Raw genomic sequence first — 24,329 nt, forward strand, 5'->3', positions numbered from 1 at the left:
GAAAAACGCTCGGCTGGGAAACCCCAGCCGAGCGTCTGTCTAAACTGCTGGCCACCACACGTCAGTGATCACGTGTTGCGACGACCCCTGGAATCTGCCCGTCGCCCCCGGGCCCTTCCGTGTACCGCTTCGGCTCAGCGTGCCGCGTCCGGGTGGACGGACTCGGTGACCGGCTTGGTGTCGGCAGCCTTCGTCTCGACCGGCTTGCGCAGCGCGATGTTCAGCTCGCGCAGGCGGGCCTCCTCCAGCACGGTCGGCGCGCCCATCATCAGGTCCTGGGCGTTGCCGTTGAGCGGGAAGGCGATGGTCTCGCGGATGTTCGGCTCGTCGGCCAGCAGCATCACGATGCGGTCCACGCCCGGGGCGATGCCGCCGTGCGGCGGGGCGCCGAGGCGGAACGCGCGCAGCATGCCCGCGAACTCGCGCTCGACGGTCTCGGCCTCGTAGCCCGCGATCTCGAAGGCCTTCAGCATGACCTCGGGCTCGTGGTTGCGGATGGCGCCGGAGGACAGCTCGATGCCGTTGCAGACGATGTCGTACTGCCACGCCAGGATGTCGAGCGGGTCCTTCTCCTCCAGGTCCTTCATGCCGCCCTGCGGCATGGAGAACGGGTTGTGGGAGAAGTCGATCCTGCCGGTCTCCTCGTCCTTCTCGTACATCGGGAAGTCGACGATCCAGCAGAAGCGGAAGACGTTGTCCTCGAAGTGGCCGGCGCGCTTCGCGGCCTCGACCCGGACCGGGCCCATGATCTTGGAGACCTCGTCGAACTCGCCCGCGCCGAAGAACACGGCGTGGCCGGGGACCAGGCCCAGGCGCTCGGTGAGGACCTTGACGTTCTCCTCGGTGAGGAACTTCGCGATCGGGCCGGACAGCGTGCCGTCCTCACCCACGCGCACCCAGGCCAGGCCCTTGGCGCCGAGGGAGACCGCGTAGTCGCCGAGGCCGTCGAAGAACTTGCGCGGCTGGGCGGCGGTGTCGGGGACGGGCAGGGCGCGCACATGCTTGCCGGCGAACGCCTTGAACTCCGAGGCCTCGAACACGTCGGTGATGTCGACGAGCTCCAGCTTGGCGCGCAGGTCGGGCTTGTCGTTGCCGTACTTCAGCATCGACTCCCGGAACGGGATCCGCGGGAACGGCGAGGTGACCTCGCGGCCGCCGCCGAACTCGGTGAAGAGCTCGGTCATCAGCCGCTCGATCGGCTGGAAGACGTCCTCCTGCTCGACGAAGGACATCTCGACGTCGAGCTGGTAGAACTCGCCCGGCGAGCGGTCGGCGCGGGCGTCCTCGTCGCGGAAGCAGGGCGCGATCTGGAAGTACCGGTCGAAGCCGGAGATCATCAGCAGCTGCTTGAACTGCTGCGGGGCCTGCGGCAGGGCGTAGAACTTGCCCGGGTTCAGGCGGGACGGCACGACGAAGTCACGGGCGCCCTCGGGGGAGGTCGCGGTGAGGATCGGGGTCGCCATCTCGTTGAAGCCGAGGGCCACCATCTTCGAGCGGATCGAGGCGATGACCGCCGAGCGCAGCATGATGTTGCGGTGCATGCGCTCACGGCGCAGGTCGAGGAAGCGGTACTCCAGGCGGCGCTCCTCGTTCACCCCGTCGTCGGTGTTGATCGTGAAGGGGAGCGGGGCGGCGGCGCCGAGCACCTCGACCTCGGAGACCTCGATCTCGATCTCGCCGGTCGGCAGGTCGGGGTTGACGTTGTCCGCACCGCGGGAAACGACCTTGCCGTCGATGCGGACGACGGTCTCCTTGGAGACGCTGCTGAGGGCCTCGTTCGCGGCGGTGCCGGGGCGGGCGACCAGCTGCGTGATGCCGTAGTGGTCACGCAGATCGATGAAGAGGATGCCGCCCAGGTCTCGACGGTTGTGCAGCCAGCCGCTCAGTCGGACGTCGGCGGCGACGTCAGAGGCGCGGAGCTCGCCGCAGGTGTGGGACCTGTACCGATGCATCAGTCATCCAGTTCTTCGCGATACCAGGGTGGATTCAACCGTCCCAAGGTTACCGTCCGGGGCGATGCCGGGTCGGGCACTGCCGTCGGCCTGCGCAAATGCGCCCGACAACCCGCGAACAGGCACGTACCGGATGCGACCTGTAAAGATGACCGGGTGCGTACCGAGGATGTCCTGGCCGCCGTCGCGACGGGTCTGTGGCGATGGGACAACGCCGCCGGGACGGTCTCCCTCGACGGGGAGGCCGCCCGGCTCCTCGGCCTGCCCGCCGAACCGGTGGTCCTGCCGGAGGTCGCCGTGCGCTCCCGCTTCCATCCGGTGGACTGGAACGAGATCAACGGGATCGTGAACCTTGCCGTCGCCGAGGGCACCCTCGCCGAGGCCCGGCTGCGGATCATGGACGTGGACGGGCGGGTCATGCGGACCGTGCGCAGCCGCTCGAAGCCGCTGGAGCGCTGGTCCGCCGACGGCAGTCCGGACTACGAGTTGATCGGCACCATCCAGGAGATCGCCGAGCCGCAGCCGGGCACGACGGCCGCCCACACGCCCATCACGGGCGACTGGCGCCGTTCCCGCGAGGCGTTCCTGCTGGACGCGGGCCGGGCGCTGGCGGAGGCCCGGTCCACGGCGGAGGTGCTGCCGACGCCCGAGGACTACAAGCGGCGCTTCCCCGCCACCTGGCCGCTCGCGCAGCGCTTCGACCGGGTGTCCTGGGCCTTCCTGCCGCTGATCGTGGCGGGGCGGACCATGGGCGCCTGGATGGCCGCCTTCAAGCAGCCGGCGTCCTTCTCGCCCGACGAGCGGTCGGTGCTGACGACCGTGGCCCGGATGCTCGCCCAGGCGCTCCAGCGGGCCGGGGTGGCGGAATCGGAGCGGGAGCTCACCACGGGCCTGCAGCGGTCGATGATGCCGCAGCTCGGTCCGGAGATCCCCGGCATGCGCATCGCCGCCCGCTACGTGCCCACCGGCGGCGGGCTCCAGGTGGGCGGCGACTGGTACGACATGATCCCGCTGCCCTCGGGCCGGTTCGCGCTGGTCATCGGGGACGTGCAGGGCCACGACGTGCGGGCGGCCGGCCTGATGGGCCAGCTGCGGATCGCCGTACGCGCGTACGCCTCCGAGGGGCACCGGCCGGATGCGGTGCTCTCGCGGGCCTCCCGGTTCCTCGCCGGGCTGGGCGCCTCCCAGGACTCCGCCGGGGAGGACCAGGACGCGCAGGGCCCACGCTTCGCGACCTGCCTGTACGTGGAGTGCGACCCCGCAACCGGAACGCTGGAGGTGGCCCGCGCCGGGCACCCCGACCCCGTGGTGCGGATGACCGACGGCACCGTGCTGATGCGGCCCACCGCCGGCGGGCTGCCCCTCGGCATCGACCCGGACACCGACTACCCGACGACCCGGTTCACGCTGGAGCCGGGCGAGACGATGATGCTCTGCACCGACGGGCTCATCGAGACGGGCGGCCACGACCTGGACACCGGCTGGGCGCGGCTGCGCGCCGTCCTGGAGGCCGACACGCACGGGGCCGGCGGCCACGACGGGGGCGCGCTGGACGGCCGGCACCTGGAGACGCTGGCCGACCTGCTGGTCCAGGCGGTGCACGGGCCGTCCTCGCACCACACCACGGGTCCGCTGGCCGACCGCCGGGAGGACGACATAGCGGTGGTGCTGCTGTGCCGCGAGGGCGCGGGCTGCGGCTGCGACACCTCGGCGGCGCACCCGGTCCGCCCGGCCCGGCGCACCATGCTGACCGTGGCCCAGGCGGAGCCGGAACGCATCGCCGGGGCGCGCCGGCAGGTCCGGGAGCTGCTGCACGACTGGGCGGACGAGGACCAGGTGGACTCGGCGGTGCTGATGGTCTCGGAGATGGTCACCAACGTCCTCATGCACACCGACGGCGACGCCCTGCTGGTCGCCGAGGCGGTGGGCGAGCTGGGCGAGCGGCGGCTGCGCGTGGAGGTCGCGGACTCCAGCGACGAGCTCCCGCACAAGCGGCACCCGGGTGAGATGGCCTCCAGCGGCCGCGGGGTGCTGCTGACGGAGATGCTGGCCGACGCGTGGGGCGTGGACCCGCGCGGCGAGGGAAAGTCGATCTGGTTCGAGCTGTACGAGCAGGCCAAGCGGCCTGAGCTGTAGGAAGCGCGGCCGTCCCCCCGCGCACTGCCCGACGGGGCACGGCAGCGCACGGACCGCGGCCCCCGCCGAGGGGGTCGCGGCCCGTGCTGTGTCCGGGGCCCGTGCTGTGTCCGGGGGGTCAGTCCTCCGCGGCCTCACCCGTACCGCGGTGGCCGAGGCCGGTGCGGGCGGTGGTGGGGATGCGGCCCAGGCGGCCCGCCTGGAAGTCGTCGAAGGCCTGCTGCAGCTCGTGCCGGCTGTTCATGACGAACGGCCCGTAGTGCGCCATGGGTTCCCGGATCGGGCGCCCGCCGAGGAGGACGATCTCCAGGTCGGGGGTGTGGGAGTCCTGGGCCTCGTCCGCCCGCACCGTGAGCGATCCGCCCTCGCCGAACACGGCCGTCTGCCCGGTGTGCAGGGGCCTGCGGTCCTCGCCGACCGACCCGCGCCCGGCCATCACGTACGCCAGGGCGTTGAAGTCCTCGCGCCACGGCAGGGTGACCTGCGCTCCCGGTGCGACGGTCGCGTGGATCATCGTGATGGGCGTGTGGGTGATGCCGGGGCCCTCGTGGCCGTCGACCTCCCCGGCGATCACCCGGAGCAGGGCGCCGCCGTCCGGGGTGGTCAGCAGGGTGACCTTGCCGCCGCCGATGTCCTGGTAGCGCGGGGGCATCATCTTGTCGGCTGCCGGCAGGTTCACCCACAGCTGGAGGCCGTGGAAGAGCCCGCCGCTGACGACGAGGGACTCCGGCGGGGCCTCGATGTGCAGCAGGCCCGAACCGGCGGTCATCCACTGCGTGTCGCCGCCGTTGATGACGCCGCCGCCGCCGTTGGTGTCCTGGTGGACGAAGGTGCCGTCGATCAGGTACGTGACGGTCTCGAAGCCCCGGTGGGGGTGCCACGGGGTGCCCTTGGGCTCGCCCGGGGCGTACTCCACCTCGCCCATCTGGTCCATCATGATGAACGGGTCGAGGTACTGGTAGTTGATGCCGGCGAACGCGCGCCGCACCGGGAATCCCTCGCCCTCGAACCCACTGGGAGCGGAGACGACGGCCAGCACCTTGCGCGGGACGACGGCCTGCGGTTCCGCAACGCGCGGAAGCGTCAACGGGTTCTCAACAGTCACTGCGGGCATGGTCAGGACCTCCTTCTGATCCGAGTTTAGTTGAAACTCGAACTTTCTGCCACACCCCACAGAACAGAAGGGGCCCCGGGAGCATTCCCCCGGGGCCCTGATACCTCCGACCTGCGGTGACGACGCGACGCACACGCCGGCGACGGCGCCAGGACCCCCGTACCCGGCGCCACCACCCCCGCAGCACCGATAGTCGGCGGCCGCAGGCGGAGGCGCGATGCTTTCGGTGGTGGCCGAAACGTTCAGCCGCCGCTGTGCAGCAGGTCGACGCCGAGGCCCGTGACCGCGTGCAGAACCGCTTTGCCGTCCCGCCGGGTGGTGATCAGGCCGGCGGCGCGGAGGGTCCGGGTGTGCTCGGACACCGACGGGAGGCTGATGTCGAGGTCCCGGGCCAGCTCACTGGTGGTGCGCTGCTGGACCAGCAGCTGCAGCACGGCGGCCCGGGTACGCCCCAGCAGCGCGTCCAGCGCGCCCTCGGCCGGGCCCGGGACCACCAGCGGCAGCGGCGTCATCGCGGGGTACAACAGCACATGGCGCCCCGAAGGGTGCTCGGCGAGCAGCGGGCGCCCCGTCCAGAACGGCGACGGCATCAGCATCAGGCCCCGGCCCGCGAGTCGGACTTCGTACGCCGGGTCGCGGTCGACCTCGAAGGCCGTACCCGTCCAGCCCGCCGCCGGGTGGGTGCTCGCCAGCGCCGCCCTGATGCCGTGCGTGGCCAGCAGCCGGGTGCGCCAGGCGACGTCCGCCTGGAAGGACTGCCGGATGCGCGGCCAGTGCGGGGCCACGAGCAGGTCGTACGCGGACCGCAGCGCGCTGTCGAGCCGGTCCCACGCCTCGCGGTCCTGCGCCCACAGCGCACGCAGCCAGGACGCGCTGCCGGGGGCCCGGTCGGCGACGCGGCCCAGCTCCTCGGGAGCGAGCCGGGCGCCCGCCTCCCGCACGGCCGCCAGCCCTTCCTCCAGGGTGCGCGCGTACGGCTCGACGAACTGCGGGTTGTCGCCGTCCGGGCGCAGCAGGTCCAGCAGAGGGCGCGCCCTGACAGGCAGCTCCTGCACGACACGGGACCGCCACCGGCCGAAAACCGCCGCCTCGTCGGTGCGCTGCGAGGCGACCAGCGCCATGGCCAGCTCCACCATCGGCAGCGGCTCGCTCGCGAGGGTGACGTCGAACAGGTCCTCGGCGGTGAAGTGCACCCTCAGCAATGCCGCCCCCCGTCAGGTCCGGCGTCCAGCCGCCTGCGCAGCAATGGCGCGTCTAGCCGTACATGCGGCGCATGGCGAAGTCGACCATCTGCTCGACCGCCTTGGCGTCGAAGACCATCCGGTGGTCGCCCTCCATGTCGAGGACGAAGCCGTAGCCGGTGGGCAGCAGGTCGATCACCTCGGCGCCGGTGATCACGAAGTACTTGGACTCCTTGCCGGCGTACCGGCGCAGTTCCTTGAGCGTGGTGAACATGGGGATGACCGGCTGCTGCGTGTTGTGCAGCGCCAGGAAGCCGGGGGTCTCGCCGCGCGGGCAGTAGACCTTCGACGAGGCGAAGACCTGCTGGAAGTCCTCGGCGGACATGGACCCCGTGGTGAAGGCCCGCACGGCGTCCGCGAGGGAGGGCGGGGACGGCTCCGGGTACAGCGGCGGCGCCTGCCCGTAGCCCTGCGGGGGCTGCTGCGGGGCGTACTGCTGCTGGGCGCCCGGGTTCTGGTCGTAGCCGTACATGGGCCGAAGCCTACCGAGCGCCTGCGGGCATACCGGCCGGTACCGGCCACCGATTCCTCTGCGGGGTGCGGTCAGGAGCCCCTGAGCGGCGGGCACTCCGCTGCTCGACGCCCTGACCCTGCGGTGGGGCGCCACGCACGGGCACGGCACCGAGACGGTCCGGTGCGAGCTTGACCCTGGTCACAGTCGGCGCGGAAGGGTTGCCGTTATTACCGGCGGGTAGCATCATGTTGTTACCGATTGGTATGTACGAGGAACCTGTCTCCCCGAGCCTTAACGGAGCCGTCGCCATGGGGCACTACAAGTCGAATCTCCGCGACATCGAGTTCAACCTCTTCGAGGTGCTCGGCCGCGACCAGCACTACGGCACCGGTCCGTTCGAGGAGATGGACACCGAGACCGCCAAGAGCGTCCTGTCCGAGATAGCCCGCCTCGCCGAGAACGAGCTGGCGGAGTCCTTCGCGGACGCCGACCGCAACCCGCCCGTCTTCGACCCCGAGACCAACACCGCGCCGGTCCCGGCCTCGTTCAAGAAGAGCTACAAGGCCTTCATGGACTCCGAGTACTGGCGTCTGGGCATCCCGGAGGAGATCGGCGGCACCGTCTCCCCGCGCTCCCTCGTCTGGGCCTACGCGGAGCTGCTGCTCGGCTCGAACCCGGCCGTCTGGATGTACTCCTCCGGCCCGGCCTTCGCCGGCGTCCTCCACGAGGAGGGCAACGAGGCGCAGAAGAAGATCGCGCAGATCGCCGTCGAGAAGCGCTGGGGCTCCACCATGGTCCTCACCGAGCCGGACGCCGGCTCGGACGTGGGCGCCGGCCGCACCAAGGCCGTCCAGCAGGAGGACGGCTCCTGGCACATCGAGGGCGTGAAGCGCTTCATCACCTCCGGTGAGCACGACATGGAGGAGAACATCCTCCACTACGTCCTCGCCCGCCCCGAGGGCCACGGCCCGGGCACCAAGGGCCTGTCGCTCTTCCTCGTCCCGAAGTTCCACTTCGACTGGGAGACCGGCGAGCTGGGCGAGCGCAACGGCGTCTACGCCACGAACGTCGAGCACAAGATGGGCCTCAAGGCCTCCAACACGTGCGAGATGACCTTCGGCGACCGGCACCCCGCCAAGGGCTGGCTGATCGGCGACAAGCACGACGGCATCCGCCAGATGTTCATGATCATCGAGTTCGCGCGCATGATGGTCGGCACGAAGGCCATCGCCACCCTCTCCACCGGCTACCTCAACGCGCTGGAGTACGCCAAGGAGCGCGTGCAGGGCCCGGACCTGGCGAACTTCATGGACAAGACCGCGCCCAAGGTCACCATCACGCACCACCCCGACGTGCGCCGCTCGCTGATGACGCAGAAGGCGTACGCCGAGGGCATGCGCGCCCTCGTCCTCTACACGGCGTCCGTCCAGGACGAGATCCAGGTCAAGCAGGCCGCGGGCGAGGACGCCTCCTCCCTCGTCGGCCTGAACGACCTGCTCCTGCCGATCGTGAAGGGCTACGGCTCGGAGAAGTCCTACGAGCAGCTCGCGCAGTCCCTGCAAACCTTCGGCGGCTCCGGCTACCTGCAGGAGTACCCGATCGAGCAGTACATCCGCGACGCCAAGATCGACACCCTGTACGAGGGCACCACGGCCATCCAGGGCCAGGACTTCTTCTTCCGGAAGATCGTCCGCGACCAGGGCGCCTCGCTGAACATCCTCTCCGAGACGATCAAGAAGTTCCTGGCCGAGGGCTCCGGCGGCGAGGAGCTGGCCGGCGCCCGCGACGCGCTCGCCAAGGCCGCCGTCGACCTGGAGGCCATCGTCGGCCAGATGATCGTCGACCTCACCGCCACCGGCGAGGACGTCAAGAACATCTACAAGGTCGGCCAGAACACCACCCGCCTGCTGATGGCCTCCGGTGACGTGGTCGTCGGCTACCTGCTGCTCAAGGGCGCCGCCGTGGCCGCCGAGAAGCTGGCGACGGCCTCCGCCAAGGACGTCCCCTTCTACACCGGCAAGATCGCCGCCGCGAAGTTCTTCGCCGCGGAGGTCCTCCCGGGCGTCTCGGTCCAGCGCCAGCTGGCCGAGGCCGTCGACAACTCCCTCATGGAGCTCGACGAGGCCGCGTTCTAAGGACGCGCGCCACCCCGCCCGCAGCACTGCTGCGCCGCACCCGCACAGCGGCCGGGTCCCCCGCACAGGGACCCGGCCGCTGCCGCGTGCCCGGGCACCGCCACCGCCCCCTCACGGGGCCCTGTACTGCGGCTTTCCCCGATGTCAGTCGTTCATGGGACGCTCGTAGGCATGAGTCCACAGGATCAGCACGGCAGCAGGGGGTACTCCGTCCCCACCGGGCGGCCGTACGCCCTCAAGGAGCTGCAGGCGAGCCTGGGCAGCCTCGGCGACCACCTGCGCGAGCTCTACGACGGCGCCCACCCCGCCGAGTACGAAGCCATCGCCGACGCGCTCTACGTGGCCTTCCAGACGGCCGCCGGACTGGCCCCCGCCAAGAGCTACACCGGCTGCCCCGAACACCCCAACGGCGCCCTCGACCCCGAGGCCCCCGACGGCTGGGGCCGCTGCCTCATCTGCAACGACCGCCGCCGCCTCGGACGGCGCCACCGCGGCGGCCCGGCCGCCGCCCCCGCGGGCGAGCAGCGCCGCCTGGGGTACCCGGTCCCGGACGGCCCGTACACGCTGCACGTGCTGCGCTCGTACCTGCGCACCGTCGAGGACCAGCGGTTCCACCTGGGCCTGTCCTCCCCCGCCGAGGACTTCGTCCGCATCGCCGACGACCTCCACCGCGCCTTCATCGTGGCCCGCGAGCTGTCCCGCCCGCGCAACGCCTCGGGCTGCTCCGAGCACCCCGGCGCCCCCATCGATCCCGACGCGCCTCCCGGGGAGGCCTGCATCTTCTGCGCCGGGCGCAGACGACGCGCGCAGCGCTCCCCGCAGACTCCGGAGATGCTCCCGCGCATCCGCCGGGGTGAGCGCAGGCAACTGCAGCGCAGATTCGACCGTCCGCCGGGCTGACGCCGTCCGCCGACGCAGACGCCGGCGGGTTGCGCGGACGGTTTCCCCCCGACGGGGACGCACCTCCCGGCCGGGCGGAACCGCCCCTCCCCGCGACCCGCCCGGTCCAGCCATGACGTGGACGGACCCGGCCCTCGTTAAGGTGAACCGCTCGCCTTCCGCCCCTCCCCGACGCGAGGGGATTCCCACACTCGTGAGTGGGGATTCGGATACAAACGGTACGTGAACGACCGCTTCACAGAAGGACTCCCACACCCCGGACGCTAGGGTCGGGCACGATCCGAACACCAGCACAGGTCACAGCCTCACGCTGCGGCAATCCTCCGCAGCGAGGCTCCGAGCCGGAAATGCGTTTCCTCACCCGGCTGAAGCCGGGGGCTTCCACACAAGGGAAATACCATGAGCTCTCCCGCCCGCTTCGACCGCGGCCACACCGACGATCTGATGACCTTCCTGACAGCCAGTCCGTCGCCGTACCACGCCGTGGCCAACGCGGCCGAGCGGCTGGAGAAGGCAGGCTTCAGGCAGTTGTCGGAGACGGACGCCTGGGACTCGGGCACCGGAGGCAAGTTCGTACTCCGCGGCGGCGCGCTCATCGCCTGGTACGTCCCCGAGGGCGCCGCGGCGCACACGCCCTTCCGCATCATCGGCGCCCACACCGACTCGCCGAACCTGCGGGTCAAGCCGCTCCCCGACACCGGCTCCCAGGGCTGGCGGCAGATCGCGGTCGAGATCTACGGCGGGACCCTGCTCAACACCTGGCTGGACCGGGACCTGGGCCTGGCCGGGCGGCTGACCCTGCGCGACGGCACCGAGCGCCTCGTGAACATCGACCGGGCCCTGCTGCGCGTGCCCCAACTCGCCGTCCACCTGGACCGGTCGGTGAACACCGACGGCCTCAAGCTCGACAAGCAGCGGCACATGCAGCCGATCTGGGGCCTCGGCGAGGCCCACGAGGGCGACCTCATCGCCTTCCTGGAGGAAGAAGAGGGCCTGGAGCACGGCTCGGTGGCCGGCTGGGACCTGATGGTCCACTCGATCGAACCGCCCGCCTACCTGGGCCGCGACCGCGAGCTGGTGGCCGGCCCCCGCATGGACAACCTGCTGTCGGTGCACGCCGGCGTCGCGGCGCTGGCCGCCGCCTCCGGCGCCGACAAGCTCGGCCACATCCCGGTGCTGGCCGCCTTCGACCACGAGGAGAACGGCTCGCAGTCCGACACCGGCGCCGACGGCCCCCTGCTGGGCAACGTGCTGGAACGTTCAGTCTTCGCCCGCGGCGGCACCTACGAGGACCGCGCCCGCGCCTTCGCCGGCACCATCTGCCTGTCCTCCGACACCGGGCACGCGGTACACCCCAACTACGGTGAGCGGCACGACCCCACGCACCACCCGCGGGCCAACGCCGGCCCCATCCTGAAGGTCAACGTCAACCAGCGGTACGCCACCGACGGCAGCGGCCGCGCGGTGTTCGCCGCCGCCTGCGAGCGGGCCGGCGTCCCCTGGCAGACGTTCGTCTCCAACAACTCGATGCCCTGCGGCACGACGATCGGCCCGATCACGGCCGCCCGCCACGGCATCCAGACCGTCGACATCGGCGTCGCGATCCTCTCGATGCACAGCGCCCGCGAGCTGTGCGGCGCGGACGACCCGTACCTCCTCGCGAACGCCCTGGTGGCCTTCCTGGAGGGCTGACCCCAGGGAAGGCCACCAAAAAGGCCCGCACGCCGGCCGACTACCCCTCGTCGTCCATGCCCGCGAGGACGAGGGGCAGCCGGGAGGCGCCGTCGGCGGTGACCCGGACGGGAACGCCCCAGTCCTGCTGGTGGACATGGCAGGCCGGGTACTCGTTGGCCGGGTCGTCGTCGCAGGACGCCGCCATCGCCGAGACGTGCAGCACGCCCTCGGTGACGTCCGGGTTCAGCTCCAACTCCCGGAACAGGTCCGTACCGGCGCCCTCGCCGCCCGCCAGCAGCCCGGGCGGGGTCGAGGAGACGAGCAGGCGGGTGGAGGGCCCGTAGCGGGTGTCGAGCTTCTGCCCGCTCGGCGCCCGGAAGACCACGTCGAGGCGCAGCGTGCCCGGCGCCACCTCCGTGGCGGCCCGCTGCGTGCGGTGCGCGACCGCGTCCACCCGTACCGCCTCCTCCGGGAGCCGCAGGCGCGTCAGGCGGTGCCGGGCGGACTCCACGACGACGATGTCGTCGCCGACGAGGACGGCGTCGCTGGGCTCGCGCAGGTCGGTCGCCAGGGTGGTGACCCGGCCGGTGGCGGGGTCGTAGCGGCGCAGCGCGTGGTTGTACGTGTCGCACACTGCCACCGAGCCGTCCGGCAGGGCCGTCACCCCGAGCGGGTGCTGGAGCAGGGCCTGGGCGGCGTCCCCGTCCCGGTGGCCGAAGTCGAACAGTCCGGTGCCGACGGCCGTCGTGACGGCGTAGCCGGTCTCGGTGGCGTGGACGTAGCGCAGGGCGCTGGTCTCGGAGTCGGCGACCCACAGCCGGTCCCCGGCGGCGGCCAGCCCCGACGGCTGGGCGAACCAGGCCTCGGCGGCCGGTCCGTCGTTCAGGCCCTCGTTGGTGGTGCCGGCGGCGACCTCGACGGTCCCCTCCGCCGGGTCCCAGGTCCACAGCTGGTGGACACCGGCCATGGCGATCCACACCTTGCCCTGCCACCAGGCCACGTCCCACGGCGACGACAGGTCCACCTCAAGGGCGGGCCCGGCGGTGGGCGAGCCCTGCCACCACTGTCGCCCCGTGCCGGCGACCGTCTCGACGGCGCCGGTCTCCAGGTCGAGGACGCGCAGCGCGTGGTTGACGGTGTCGGCGACGACCACCCGGCCGTCGGGCAGCAGCGCCAGACCCTGCGGCTCGCTGAAGCCGTCGCCGGCGAAACCGCGCTCGCCGCTGCCGATACGGCGTACGACGCTCTCCCCGTCGGCGGCGAGCTCCACCAGCTGGTGCCGCGTCGAGTCGGAGACGAGGAGGTTCCCACTGGGCAGGAGCAGCGCCTTGCCGGGGAAGCGCAGGTCGGTCGCGGCGGGCTCGGGCGCCACGTACGGGCCGTCGCCGCGCCGCAGGGTGCCCTTCGCCGCGTGCTCGGCCTCCAGCTCCTCGACGAGCTTCGCGATGGCGTGGGCGTGGCCCTCGCCGGCGTGCTGGGCGACGACGTACCCCTCGGGGTCGATCACTACGAGCGTGGGCCAGGCCCGGACGGCGTACTGCTTCCACGTCGCGAGCTCGGGGTCGTCGAGGACGGGGTGGTGCACCTCGTAGCGCTCGACGGCGTCGACGACGGCCGCGTGGTCGGCCTCGTGCACGAACTTCGGCGAGTGGACCCCGATGATCACGACCGTGTCGCGGTGCTTCTCCTCCAGCTCGCGCAGCTCGTCGAGGACGTGCAGGCAGTTGATGCAGCAGAAGGTCCAGAAATCCACAACAACGCACTTACCTCGCAGGTCGGCGAGGGTGAGCTCTTTGCCGCCGGTGTTGAGCCAGCCCCCCTTGCCGATCAGCTCGGGGGCACGGACACGGGCACGCTTGCGGGGTGCGGGCGCAGGGGTGGGCGCCGGAGCAGCATCGTTCATCCTTAGACGGCGCGGACGGTGCAGGGGTTCATGGCGCTACCGGGGCCGGTGGAGGACCGCAGGGAGGTGTTCGCCGGATGCGTGGCGGAGATCGTCCGGGTCCTCGGGCTCGATGTCGCTCACGAGCCGCAGCCCGGCGATCCACGAACCTGGGTAAACCATGCTCGGACGGCGCTGTACAAGGCCTGCCGCCGGGACCTGATCCTTTCCGAGGAGTCGTTCCAGACGCTGATCAAGGCAGCCGTCTACGACCCCGACCCGAGCTTCAACCGCCATTTCCTCGAGCCGGCGCTGAACGCGTTCGGGCGCGGGCGGGTCCAGGCCTCGCTGCTCGGATACCTGCGGGCGGGAACGGACCTCGAGCGGGCAGGCGCGGCGAATGCCTGGTACTGGTCGGCTCTACCCCTGCGTCTGCCCACCGTACGGGCGGAGCACCACCCAGCAGCCACCGGTCCGGCGGAGCTTGACGACGCCCCAACCGTGAGGGCCGATTGGTACGAAACCGCGCTACGTGAGTTCGTCAGCAACCAGCACCTGGACGTCCGGCGCTGCATCCTGCCGGGCCTGCCGCTCCGGAAGTCGGCCTATCCGCCGGAGCTGCACGACCTTGTGGACGCGGCCGTGGCGATAGCCCGGTCCCATCCGGACGAGTACATCCGCCACCGCGTGGAACACCAGGTCGGTGACTGACACTCTCACTGGGCACGCTCGACCACGGCGACTTCCGACAACTCCCGCACGAAGGTCATGTGACCGGTCCGGCCCGTGTGCTCGATGCACATGTCGGTACACACGTCCGCGTTCCCGGTCGGCGCGGCAGTCCACTGACAGTCCGGGTTCAGGCACCGCGCCGTGGCCGTCGTCTCCGCCGAGGGATGTCGGTGCATGACGTAGCTGACGTACCGGAGCACCGCTTTCACGGTCATGGCGCTTCCCCGGGGTGCGGGTGGTTCCGAAGCTCCACGTTGCAATCACTGGCCGTTGAGTGGTCGCCCCGGAGACGGGCTTCCCGGCGCTGTGCGGCCAGGGCGGCGCAGACCCCGCAGTCGGCCGCCGGTACGGGTTCCGGGTCTGTTCGCAACGGCAGTTCTACCGGGGGTTGCGCATACGTGATCGTCTTCACGGCCCCGCTCCTCGTTTCGTCCGTGTAGCGACCACGCTAGGAACGGCGGAGCTGCGACTCCCAGGAGATTGCATGAGGTTGCACGGTCGTCACCTGAGCGTCTGAATGGCGCTGGTGATCAGCGCGCGGGCCTTCGCCCCATGGACGGCCATCTCGGCCAGTTCGGTGAACGTGTCCGCGTACGCGGCAACCTCGCTCGGTTGGGTCAGCGTGAGGTAGCCGGAGACCAGCTCGACGTTGACCTGTGCCGTGTCGAAGATCCAGAAGCCTTCCACTGGCATCCGGGACCGATCGGTCCGCGTGGGCACCACGCCCAGGCTGACGCTGGGCAGGGAGCCGACCGTAAGCAGGTGGCTGAGCTGTTCCTCCTGCACGTCCGGCCCGCCGAGACCGTTACGCAAGACCGACTCCTCAACCAGGAACGCGAACCGGCGGTCAGCCTCGTAGAGGACGCGCTGCCGCTCCATGCGCACGGCGACGGCATCGGCCACGTCATCGACCTCGACCCGCCTCCGCTGAACGGCACGCAAGACGGCTTCCGTGTAGCCGTAGGTCTGGGTCAGGCCCGGCACGAACCACGAGGAGTAGGAGCGGAACCGGCGGGTTCGCTCGAAGAGCGGCAGACGGGCTTCCTGTGCTTGCCTGAGCCCGGCGCGCTCCATGCGTCGCCAGCCGATCCACATGTCTTCGACGGTCCGCAGCGAGGCGATCAGGTCGTCCGTCTGCCCTTCGGCCCCGCACGCGCGGCACCAAGCCCGGATGTCGTCGGCGGACGGAGGCGTACGGGCGTTCATGATCCGGGATGACTTGGACGGGTGCCATCCGCAGAGCCGGGCGAGATCGCGCCCGCTCAGGCCGGAGTCCCGGCAGAGCTCAGCGAGCCGGTTCGCCAGAGCCTGCCGGGCCTGCTGGGCACTTGAAGAGGGAGAGACAGCCATGGCGGTGACCGGTCAGCGCGGCTTGTACTCCTCGTGCGGGATGGCTCGTTGCCAGACGGCCTCGAACGCCGTGGCGCACAGGTGGACCCGCGCAGGATCGTCGGTGTACTCCCGCCCGTCCTCGTCCAACTGGCCCTCTCCGGTGAAGTGGTGGAAGAGGGCTTGGCTGCCGTCGAAGACCCAGAAGTCCGTACCTGGCAACGCCAAGTCCGTCGTCTGCCGGCGGGGCAACCACCGGACCAACTCACCCGCAGCGAGATTGGTGAAGGTGCAGTCGTACTCGTAGCGCACGTAGTCACTGATCGGCTCGGACACGATGCGGACCCGGCGGACCACCACCCCGCGCGCCGTGGCAGCGCTCACCGCGTCGTGCCAGCCGCCCCACCACGACGACCGATCAGCCGGGTTCAGCCGTTTGCCCTGCTGCCAGGCAAGGAACTCCGGGTCATCGCGCATGTAGCTGTCACGCAACTCAAGATGCACGGCCGAATGCTGCGCGCGGGCCAGTGCGTTACGCGCGGGTGGCTGCACTTCCGGCTTCTCCGTTCTCGTCCGGGCGCGGGATGTACTTCAGCATCACCGCAGGGAGCCTGATGATCGTTTCGTGGTCCGGCACCTCCGTGGAGTGCCCGGGGATCGAGCCGATCTCCTGGCACGCCTTCACCTCTTCCTCAGTCGCCTTGTACGACTGGATCAGCAGGTCACCGGTCTCTTCATCAAGCCAGATGGTCGGGGACTCGTCGGTCGGCGTGTTCGGGATGATGCCGAGGAACCTTAGGTTCACGATCACTCCAGGTGTCGAGTCGGTTGCACGAACGTGCACGAGCCTCACTCCTGTGGCTGACCGGCGCAAGAGGGCGTCAGGCCAAGCTTGTTGGTTCACGGCGCGGGTACGACGAAGCCCCCAACAGCCACCCAGCACGGGCAGCCACCGGGGGCTCCAGCAAGTCTTCGCACAGCCTATCGACCCCTTAACGGGGGCGTTCCCAGGGTCTCAAAGAGACCCTTTCCCAGTGGCCGCAAGCGTCGGCAGTCCAAAAACGGAGTCGCACCCAGGGCGCGTTTTCCGAGCTGGGGCCGGGGTCGCGGTGAGGGCTGCGCCTGAACTTTGGACATCCCGGGTGACGAAGTGACGGAATGACGATTAGTTCTGATCCACTCATGGAAACAACAACACTCCTATAAGAGGTAACCGGGGGAGAGCGTCATTTCGTCACTTCGTCACGCGTGTCCGCTGTCGGCAGCTGGAGGGGACCCCAGTCCTCAGGTGGCGCTGTCGGTACCCAACCTCGCCCAATGGATCTGGATGCGTTGCTCAGGGATGATCCGCTGTCCGCGCACCCCCTTGGTCACTTCAACCCGGTCTATGGCGAGTGACAACCGGCCGCGCCGGTCTTCGTTCGTCGCCTCAGCCCACGCCTCACGCAAGATGAGGCCGTCAAGCATCGGTGACACGTCCACGGACGGCATGGAGAGCTTGCGAAGATCGGTGCCAAGCCCTTCGATACGCCCCCTCAGGCGCTCTGCAAGCCGGTTGTAGCGCTCCACGGCTGCGGGGCCACTGAACTCACCACGCACGTATCGCGCGTCCTCCAGATCGGCGAGGCGGGCTTCCTCATCCTGGATCTCAGCAGTAAGCGCATCACGTTTCGCGAAGGTCTCCGGGTCCATGCGGTGCACCCATCGATCTGCGATCGCGACAAGCAGCGGGTCGTCCGGTTCGAGCGCTGGGAGCTTGGTGAGGAACTGTTCCGTCACGTACTGGTCAACCGCCTCAGCCAGCGCCGACGCTCCGATGCACTGATTGCCCGCACGGCGAGCCATGCACTGGTAACTGCCTCCCACACGGTGCATCCGGCGACCGCAGCCAGGAACCGCACAGAAGACGAGTCCCGTGAGCAGCGCGGTCCCCTCGGGCTTCGGCCGCCGCTTTCCTGCGTGCACGAACGTCCTGGATTCCAGGGTGCGGATGATCTGTTCACGCTCTCCGACCGTGATGATCCCCTCGCCGATCCCGACGGTGTCCAGAGTCTCAGGATCGCGGTACGGAAAGACCCTGCCCGTGTACTTCCGCTCACCGTCATCTGTCTCGACGGTCTCAGTCTCCGGCATCAGGCCCGCGAGCGCAGGAGAGCGCAGGAGCTGCATGATGCTGGCCGCATTCCACTGCCCACCCCGGGGCGAGAGGATCTCGTACTCGTTGAGGAGTCGGGCGATCTTGGCCAACGATGTGCCGGCAAGCGCTTCATCCGCGATCAGCCGGGCGTAGACGGCGTGCTCCGGGTCGTGGACGAGCTTCTTGCTCTTCGGGTCGATGAGCAGCCCGTACGGAGGCTGACCGCCGATCCACTGCCCCTTGCTGCGGAGGTAGCGCTTCGCGTGCCCGACACGCGTGCCGAGATTCTTCGACTCCGACCGGGCGAGCTCGGCGAGCATCGCCACGACCATGCGAGCCGAGTCGTTCGAAGTGTCGAGACCGTCCACCACCGAGACGAGACGGCCGCCGGCCTTCTCGATGTCGTCCAGCACCTTGCCGACCTGGCCGATGCCCTTGCGGGACAGGCGGTCCAGTTTCCAGACGATCAGCGTGCCTACGACACCTGCCGTGACGGCCGCCAGCGCGGCGTCGAAGCCCTTGCGCTCAACGGTCTTGTAGCCGGAGCGCCCTCTGTCTATGTGGACCTTGCGGACGGTCAGTCCGTTGCGCTCGGCCCAGGCACGGCAGTCGGCTTCCTGCCGTTCGATCGCAGTCTTGCCGTCCCGGTCGAGGGACAGGCGCAGATAGAGGTCACAGATTGCGTCTTGGTGCACACTCTCAGTGTGACCGCAAGTTAGGTGGTCCGTTGTCGATTTTCAGAAATCGAGGATCGTGATGCGTCCCCGCACATCGGCGAGGCTCAGATCCTTCCCACCGGTGTTCAGCCAGCCCCCCTTGCCGATCAGCTCGGGGGCACGGACACGGGCACGCTTGCGGGGTGCGGGCGCAGGGGTGGGCGCCGGAGCAGCATCGTTCATCCTTGTCCTGGGCCTCGGTGGGGACGAGGCCGAGGGACAGGTACGGGTTGAGGTCCTCCAGCTCGACCAGGAGCAGCTCGCCGGAGGGCGCGCGGCAGGCGTCGACCCGCTGGATGCCGTGGGCGAGGGTGTTCCACTCGACGAAGGAGCGGGCGAAGGCCAGGTCCTCGCCGGTCGGCTCGTACGGACGCAGCTCCCAGCGGCGGGCCGGGTCGGGGGCGTGGAGCGCGTACTGGAAGGCGTCGTCGACGAAGTAGAAGGACACCTCGTACGAGAAGTCGATGCGCGGCTGGATCAGTACGGCCCCGGCCGGGCCGTCCGGGGCCGCGGTGTAGGTGAGGCCGATGGAGTCGGCGCCCTGCTTCGGCTTGACCACGTACTCGGGCACCTGGGGCAGCTCCCCGAGCCGGGCGGGGTCGTCGACGGTCGGGATGACCGGGTAGCCGGCGGCCGTCAGGTCGAGGAGGTACTGCTTGCCGGCCATGTCCCCGCGGCCGGTGAGGGGGTTGTAGACGGGTGTGCCGGCGGCGAGGGCCGCGGCGCGGAAGGCGTCGTACTCCTCCTGGTAGTGCAGGACCGGGCCGCTGTTGCGGACGATCACGGCGTCGAAGCCGGGCATCAGGGCGCGGGCGTCGGCCGGGTGGCACAGGGCCAGGTCGAAGTGCTCGCGCAGGCGCGAGGTGAGGAATATGTCCTCGTCGCCGTAGCGGCGGCCGCGCGCGGGGTAGGCCAGGTCGGTCACGTAGAGGAGTGGCATGGGGGAAACCTATCGCGGGCACTGATCAGCGCATGAAATACCTCGTTCGGGACAAAATGCTGGCCATCGGGGACGACTACTGGATCGAGGACGAGGACGGGCGGCACGCCTTTCTCGTCGACGGGAAGGCGCTGCGCTTCCGGGACACGCTGGAGCTGAAGGATCCGGACGGCCGCATCCTGATCACCCTGCGGGAGAAGCTCCTCGGTTTCCGCGACGCGATGACCCTGGAGCGGGAGGAGCGGCGGCTCGCGGTGATCCGCCGCAAGCGGTTCTCGCTCCTGCGCAACCACTTCCGCGTGACGCTGGTGGAGGGTACGGAGCTCGATGTCAGCGGACGGATCCTGGACCGGGAGTTCAAGGTCGAGTACGACGGGGAGCTGCTCGCGCTGGTCTCCCGCCAGTGGTACCGGGTGCGGGAGACGTACGCGGTGGACGTCGTCCGGGAGGACGCGGACGCGGCGCTGCTGGTCGCGGTGGCGGTGTGCGTGATCCGGATGGCCGAGAAGGAGCGGGAGGACGCCGTCGCGGACTGAACGGACCGAGCCGGGCCGGCGGGGGCCGAGCGGGATTGAGTACGTGCCGGGCGGCGGGGTGAGCACCGGTGCTCATGCGCGGGCCCCGGGGCGGGGGCGAGGATCGTGGTCGTCCCGCCCAGCACGGAAGGAACTCCCGGTGAACCCCAGCACCCACGCCGCCCTCCACGGTCCGTGGCAGCCGTCCGCGCCGGTCCGGGTCCGCAGGGACCGCCCCGCCGTCGTCGTGCTCGCGGCGCTGCTGTGGGCGGTCACGGCCCTGTCGATTTCCTGGGTGGGCGGCCTTGCCTGCGTCGCGCTGCTCTGGACCGCCGCGGCGGGCCGGCCCGCGGCCGGTCCGGTCCTGCTGCTCCTGCTGATCCCGGCGGGAGCCGCCGCGCTCACGGCCCTGGCCCGCACGTCCGGCGTCCGCGCGATGGCCGCGTCCACGCGGATGCTGTTCCTCGGCGCGCTGGCGTGCCCCGTTCCCGCCGGCCTCGGGGTCTGGTCCCTGGTCCTGACCGGCTGATCGTCAGCGGCCCAGGCGGCGGTCCTTCAGGGCCGGGAACTGCGCGCGGGTGTCGGGGACCTTGGCCGGGTCCAGGTCCACCGTCAGGACCTCCTCGCCCGGGCCGGCCTCCGCGAGAACCTCGCCCCAGGGGTCCACGACGATGCTGTGTCCCGCCTGCTCGACGCCCGCGTGGGTGCCGGCCAGCGCGCACGCCAGGACGTACGACTGGTCCTCGACGGCCCGCGCCCGGTTCAGCAGCGTCCAGTGCGAGCGGCGGCGGGCGGGCCAGCCGGCGGCGACGACCATGGTGGTCGCGCCGGCGTCGACCAGGCCCCGGAACAGCTCCGGGAAGCGCAGGTCGTAGCAGGTGGCGATGCCGAGGGTCTGCTCCGGCAGCTCCACCGTGGTCAGGGAGTCGCCGGCGGACATGAGGACCGCCTCGCCCTGGTCGAAGCCGAAGCGGTGGATCTTGCGGTAGCTGGCGGCGAGCTCGCCGGACGGGGAGAGCACGAGAGCGGTGTTGTAGAGGGAGCCGTCGCCCGCGCGCTCCACGACCGAGCCGGCGTGCAGCCAGACCCCGGCGTCGCGTGCCGCCTCGGCCATGGCCTCGTAGGTCGGGCCGTCCAGCGGTTCGGCCTCGGTCTCGAACTGCTCGTAGGCGAACGCGCCGACCGTCCACAGCTCGGGCAGCACGACGAGATCGGACTCGTCCTGGTCCCGTACGAGATCGGCCGCTCGGGCGCGCCGGGAAGACACCGACTCGCCCTCGTTCACTGCGATTTGGATCAGCGAGGCGCGCACACTACCACCGTCCTGGCGTTCAAGCCGTCAACTCGGGCCTACGAATCGTCACACGAAAGCACTGCCGGGGTGCTCACCGGCAGCGTAGTTTTGGAAACTGAGTCCACCGCTTCCGAAACGCGCCACTGAACGACGCCACTGAACAGCACCGCGAGGGGTCCCGTTGACCGTCCATCCGCATCCCACCCTTCAGCCCTATGCCGACGCGTGGACGCACTCGATCGAGGCGATATCCGAGCTGGTCCTGCCCTTGACGGAGGGCGAGTGGAACCGGGCGACGCCGTGCCCCGGCTGGTCGGTCCGCGACGTCGTCTCCCACATCATCGGCATCGAGTGCGAGCAGCTCGGTGACCCGCGGCCGATCCACACGGTGGCGCGGGACCTGCGGCACGTGGTGGACGAGTTCAGCCGGTACATGGAGGTGCAGGTCGACGTGCGGCGCCACCACACGGCGCCGGAGATGACCTCGGAGCTGGAGTACACCGTCATCCGCCGCGCGCGGCAGCTGCGCAACGAGAAGCGGGATCCCGACACGATGGTGCGGGGGCCGCTGGGCGACCAGGTGACCCTCGAACAGGCCCTGCGACTGAGGGCGTTCGACGTGTGGATCCACGAGCAGGACCTGCGGTGGGCGCTGGGGACGCCGGGGAACTGGGACTCGCCGGGTGCGTACGTGGCGCGGGACGTCCTGCTGTCCGGGCTGCCGAAGGTGGTGGCGAAGCGGGCGGGAGCGCCCGCGAACTCGGCCGTCGTGATCGACGTGCACGGGCAGCTGGAGTTCATGCGGACGGTACGGGTGGACGCGGACGGCCGGGGCACGGTGGACAAGTCCCCGTCGCTGGGCCCTGCGGTGACGTTGACCATGGACTGGGAGACGTACGTACGCCTCGCGGCCGGCCGGGTGCGGGCGCACACGGTCGCCGACCGGGTGAAGGTGGAGGGCGACGCACAGCTGGCGGAGGCCATCCTGACGCAGTTCTCCGTGACCCCCTGATCGCGGGGCCCGTGGCCCTGTGGCCCGGGCCGCGCTCAGGCGGTGGAGTGCCGCCGCGGTTCCGTCTCCGGGCCGGATGCCCGGGCCAGTGCCTGCGCGGGGGCCGGTACCGGTGCAGACGCCGGTACGGGTGCCTGCGCGGGGGCGGCGGCCCGGCCGCGGGTGGCCTCGCGGGCCAGTGCGCTCCGGCGCAGGCGCAGGATCCGGGTGACGCCGAGCGCCTGGAGCACGAAGACCGTCGAGAAGGCGATGCGATAGTCGTCGCCGGTGGCGTCCAGCAGGACGCCCACCGTCAGCAGCGTCGTCATCGAGGCGATGAAACCGCCCATGTTGGTGATCCCGGAGGCGGTGCCCTGCCGTTCGGCCGGGTTGGCGGGGCGGGCGAAGTCGAAGCCGATCATCGACGCGGGTCCGCAGCCGCCCAGCACCACGCACAGGGTGACCAGCAGCCACATCGGCGCGTGCCCGCCGGGGTGGGCCAGGACCGCGCCCCACAGCAGGGCCGTGAGTGCGACCGTGCCCAGCGCGAGCGGTATCCGGGAGGACTGCCGGCGGGCGATGATCTGGCCGTAGACCAGCCCGAGGACCATGTTCGAGGCGACGACCAGGGTCAGCAGGCCGCCCGCGGTGCTCCGTGTCAGCCCCTGCGCCTCGATCAGGAAGGGCATGCCCCACAGCAGCAGGAACACCATCGCCGGGAACTGCGTGGTGAAGTGCACCCACAGGCCGAGGCGGGTGCCGGGCTCGCTCCAGGACTCTCTGATCTGGCGCCGTACGAAGCCCGCCCCGCCGGCCGGCGCGGCCTGCGGCGGCCCGTGCCCCTCCGGGTGGTCGCGCAGGAACAGCACCAGCGGCACGAGCACGGCCAGCCCGGCCGCCGCACTGCCCGCGAAGGCCGCGGTCCAGCCGACCCCGTGCAGGACGGGCGCGAGGACGAGCGTGGAGACGAGGTTGCCCGCCATGCCGACCAGCCCGGCCAGCTGGGCCGTCAACGGCCCGCGCCGGGCCGGGAACCAGCGGGTGCCGAGCCGCAGCACGGAGATGAAGGTCATCGCGTCGCCGCAGCCGAGCAGCGCCCGGGCGGCGAGGGCCGTCTCGTAGGAGGGGGACAGCGCGAAGCCGAGCTGCCCGGCGGTGAAGAGCACCGCGCCGAGCGTCAGCACCTTCTTGGTGCCGAGCCGGTCCACCATCAGGCCGACGGGGACCTGCATGCCCGCGTACACGAGGAGCTGGAGCAGGGAGAAGGTGGCCAGGGCGGAGGCGCCCACGTGGAAGCGGTCGGCCGCTTCGAGGCCCGCGACGCCCAGGCTGGTGCGGAAGATCACGGCGACGAAGTAGACGGCGACGCCGATGCACCAGACGGCGACGGCTGCACCCCCGCCCGGCGGGTCCGCCACCGGCCCCGCGCCCGCCTGCCCCGTGCCCGCCGGCCCGGCGCTCACAGGCCCGGTCCGCGCACGAGCGACTCGACCCGGCCGATGTGCCCGCGCACCGCCGCGGCGGCCGCCTCGGCGTCCCCGGCCCGCAGCGCGTCCAGGATTTCGGCGTGCTCGGCCAGCGTCCGCTCCAGCCGGTCGGGGTGGGCGTGCAGCAGCGCCACGCCCATCCGCAGCTGCCGGTCGCGCAGTTGGTCGTAGAGCCGGCACAGGATCTGGTTCCCGGCGCTGCGCACGATCTCGGCGTGGAAGCCCCGGTCCGCCGCCATCACCGCGGCGAGGTCGCCCGCGGCGGCGTGCCGGCGCTGTTCGCCGAGCAGCGCTTCGAGCCGCTCCAGCAGGCCGGGGGGTGCCGGCACGGCCCTGCGTACGGTGAACTCCTCGACCAGCAGCCGGGTTTCGAGGACGTCGTTGATCTCCTGCGCGGAGACCGGCAGGACCAGGGCGCCCTTCTTCGGGTACAGCCTCAGCAGCCCCTCGGTCTCCAGGCGCAGCAGCGCCTCGCGCACCGGGGTCCGGGACACGCCCACCGCCTCGGCGAGTTCGCCTTCGGTGAGGAGCCTGCCGCCTTCGTAGCGCCGGTCGAGCACACCGTGCTTCACATGCCGGTAGACGCGGTCGGCGGCGGTCGCGGCAGCGGTGGCGGCGGGCATGCACACAGCATAGATACAACAAGGGGGCACGCTCCGGGCCCGTCCGGGATGTGGACCGGGGCGACGAAACCCGCCCC

At 70.8% G+C, this 24,329-nt stretch carries 21 protein-coding genes and 1 pseudogene; 8 read left to right on the forward strand and 14 right to left on the reverse strand.

The window, feature by feature from the left end:
• Window positions 1-134 precede the first annotated feature (134 nt).
• Entirely contained in the window at window positions 135-1,952 is a 1,818-nt protein-coding gene (gene aspS, locus IF89_RS0105890) for an aspartate--tRNA ligase (protein ID WP_030762208.1), read from the reverse strand.
• 156 nt (window positions 1,953-2,108) lie between these two features.
• Between aspS and IF89_RS0105895 the strand changes: the two genes are divergently transcribed.
• Window positions 2,109-4,088, forward strand: coding sequence for an ATP-binding SpoIIE family protein phosphatase (locus tag IF89_RS0105895; RefSeq protein ID WP_043193135.1), 1,980 nt, complete (start codon window positions 2,109-2,111; stop codon window positions 4,086-4,088).
• A 118-nt stretch (window positions 4,089-4,206) separates the two neighbouring features.
• Here IF89_RS0105895 and IF89_RS0105900 read toward each other — a convergent pair whose 3' ends face one another.
• From IF89_RS0105900 to IF89_RS0105910, 3 genes are all read right to left on the reverse strand, one after another.
• On the reverse strand, window positions 4,207-5,202 hold the full coding sequence (locus IF89_RS0105900) for a pirin family protein (protein ID WP_030762211.1): 996 nt from the start codon (window positions 5,200-5,202) through the stop codon (window positions 4,207-4,209).
• Window positions 5,203-5,444: 242 nt separating this feature from the next.
• Window positions 5,445-6,395 carry an ArsR/SmtB family transcription factor gene (locus tag IF89_RS0105905; protein WP_051806838.1) on the reverse strand — a complete coding sequence of 317 codons (951 nt, stop codon included), beginning with the start codon at window positions 6,393-6,395 and terminating at the stop codon, window positions 5,445-5,447.
• A gap of 61 nt (window positions 6,396-6,456) precedes the next feature.
• Window positions 6,457-6,915: an SseB family protein gene (locus IF89_RS0105910; RefSeq protein ID WP_030762217.1), complete on the reverse strand. Its 459-nt coding sequence runs from the start codon at window positions 6,913-6,915 to the stop codon at window positions 6,457-6,459.
• 290 nt (window positions 6,916-7,205) lie between these two features.
• Here IF89_RS0105910 and IF89_RS0105915 point away from each other — a divergent pair, with 290 nt between their 5' ends.
• The 3 genes from IF89_RS0105915 (at window position 7,206) to IF89_RS0105925 (ending at window position 11,624) form a co-directional block, all read left to right on the forward strand.
• Window positions 7,206-9,032, forward strand: coding sequence for an acyl-CoA dehydrogenase (locus IF89_RS0105915; RefSeq protein WP_030762220.1), 1,827 nt, complete (start codon window positions 7,206-7,208; stop codon window positions 9,030-9,032).
• A 171-nt stretch (window positions 9,033-9,203) separates the two neighbouring features.
• Window positions 9,204-9,932 carry a hypothetical protein gene (locus IF89_RS0105920; protein WP_030762224.1) on the forward strand — a complete coding sequence of 243 codons (729 nt, stop codon included), beginning with the start codon at window positions 9,204-9,206 and terminating at the stop codon, window positions 9,930-9,932.
• Window positions 9,933-10,331: 399 nt separating this feature from the next.
• A complete protein-coding gene (locus tag IF89_RS0105925) occupies window positions 10,332-11,624 on the forward strand; it encodes a M18 family aminopeptidase (RefSeq protein WP_030762227.1) in 1,293 nt (430 codons plus the stop codon).
• A gap of 40 nt (window positions 11,625-11,664) precedes the next feature.
• On the opposite strand, the gene IF89_RS0105930 is transcribed toward IF89_RS0105925, so the two are convergent.
• Complete coding sequence (locus tag IF89_RS0105930) at window positions 11,665-13,509, reverse strand: NHL domain-containing thioredoxin family protein (RefSeq protein WP_030762229.1); 1,845 nt, start codon at window positions 13,507-13,509, stop codon at window positions 11,665-11,667.
• Window positions 13,510-13,590: 81 nt separating this feature from the next.
• On the opposite strand from IF89_RS0105930, the gene IF89_RS0105935 reads away from it, so the two are divergent.
• Window positions 13,591-14,199: a hypothetical protein gene (locus tag IF89_RS0105935; RefSeq protein WP_234327671.1), complete on the forward strand. Its 609-nt coding sequence runs from the start codon at window positions 13,591-13,593 to the stop codon at window positions 14,197-14,199.
• A 5-nt stretch (window positions 14,200-14,204) separates the two neighbouring features.
• On the opposite strand, the gene IF89_RS0105940 is transcribed toward IF89_RS0105935, so the two are convergent.
• From IF89_RS0105940 to IF89_RS0105965, 6 genes and pseudogenes are all read right to left on the reverse strand, one after another.
• Window positions 14,205-14,435 (reverse strand): hypothetical protein, encoded by a 231-nt coding sequence (locus tag IF89_RS0105940; RefSeq protein ID WP_030762235.1) that lies wholly within the window; start codon window positions 14,433-14,435, stop codon window positions 14,205-14,207.
• Between the two features lie 286 nt (window positions 14,436-14,721).
• Window positions 14,722-15,570 (reverse strand): helix-turn-helix domain-containing protein, encoded by an 849-nt coding sequence (locus IF89_RS0105945; RefSeq protein ID WP_030762237.1) that lies wholly within the window; start codon window positions 15,568-15,570, stop codon window positions 14,722-14,724.
• Between the two features lie 12 nt (window positions 15,571-15,582).
• On the reverse strand, window positions 15,583-16,101 hold the full coding sequence (locus IF89_RS0105950; RefSeq protein ID WP_030762240.1) for a DUF6879 family protein: 519 nt from the start codon (window positions 16,099-16,101) through the stop codon (window positions 15,583-15,585).
• The gene (locus tag IF89_RS0105955; protein ID WP_030762242.1) at window positions 16,082-16,354 is read right to left on the reverse strand and encodes a hypothetical protein; all 273 of its coding nucleotides are present in this window, start codon (window positions 16,352-16,354) and stop codon (window positions 16,082-16,084) included. Before IF89_RS0105955 ends, IF89_RS0105950 begins: the two co-directional genes overlap by 20 nt.
• A gap of 479 nt (window positions 16,355-16,833) precedes the next feature.
• The gene (locus IF89_RS0105960; protein ID WP_030762245.1) at window positions 16,834-18,381 is read right to left on the reverse strand and encodes a recombinase family protein; all 1,548 of its coding nucleotides are present in this window, start codon (window positions 18,379-18,381) and stop codon (window positions 16,834-16,836) included.
• Window positions 18,382-18,589: 208 nt separating this feature from the next.
• Window positions 18,590-19,342, reverse strand: a pseudogene (locus IF89_RS0105965) (hypothetical protein); the annotation flags it as partial.
• 32 nt (window positions 19,343-19,374) lie between these two features.
• Here IF89_RS0105965 and IF89_RS0105970 point away from each other — a divergent pair.
• Window positions 19,375-19,878: an LURP-one-related/scramblase family protein gene (locus tag IF89_RS0105970; protein ID WP_030762250.1), complete on the forward strand. Its 504-nt coding sequence runs from the start codon at window positions 19,375-19,377 to the stop codon at window positions 19,876-19,878.
• Window positions 19,879-20,017: 139 nt separating this feature from the next.
• Window positions 20,018-20,386 carry a hypothetical protein gene (locus IF89_RS37745; protein WP_051806839.1) on the forward strand — a complete coding sequence of 123 codons (369 nt, stop codon included), beginning with the start codon at window positions 20,018-20,020 and terminating at the stop codon, window positions 20,384-20,386.
• Between the two features lie 3 nt (window positions 20,387-20,389).
• Here IF89_RS37745 and IF89_RS0105980 read toward each other — a convergent pair whose 3' ends face one another.
• Window positions 20,390-21,169: a carbon-nitrogen family hydrolase gene (locus tag IF89_RS0105980; RefSeq protein WP_030762257.1), complete on the reverse strand. Its 780-nt coding sequence runs from the start codon at window positions 21,167-21,169 to the stop codon at window positions 20,390-20,392.
• Between the two features lie 163 nt (window positions 21,170-21,332).
• Here IF89_RS0105980 and IF89_RS0105985 point away from each other — a divergent pair, with 163 nt between their 5' ends.
• Window positions 21,333-22,163, forward strand: a complete 831-nt coding sequence (locus tag IF89_RS0105985; RefSeq protein WP_030762259.1) for a maleylpyruvate isomerase family mycothiol-dependent enzyme — start codon at window positions 21,333-21,335, stop codon at window positions 22,161-22,163.
• A gap of 35 nt (window positions 22,164-22,198) precedes the next feature.
• Here IF89_RS0105985 and IF89_RS0105990 read toward each other — a convergent pair whose 3' ends face one another.
• Both IF89_RS0105990 and IF89_RS0105995 read right to left on the reverse strand, forming a co-directional pair.
• Window positions 22,199-23,605, reverse strand: a complete 1,407-nt coding sequence (locus IF89_RS0105990) for an MFS transporter (protein WP_234327672.1) — start codon at window positions 23,603-23,605, stop codon at window positions 22,199-22,201.
• The gene (locus IF89_RS0105995) at window positions 23,602-24,252 is read right to left on the reverse strand and encodes a GntR family transcriptional regulator (protein WP_030762263.1); all 651 of its coding nucleotides are present in this window, start codon (window positions 24,250-24,252) and stop codon (window positions 23,602-23,604) included. The genes IF89_RS0105990 and IF89_RS0105995 overlap by 4 nt, the downstream gene beginning before the upstream one ends.
• Window positions 24,253-24,329: the final 77 nt, after the last annotated feature.

The organism is Streptomyces sp. NRRL F-2664 (genome assembly GCF_000719345.1).
In the GTDB taxonomy this organism is placed as follows: Bacteria; Actinomycetota; Actinomycetes; order Streptomycetales; family Streptomycetaceae; genus Streptomyces.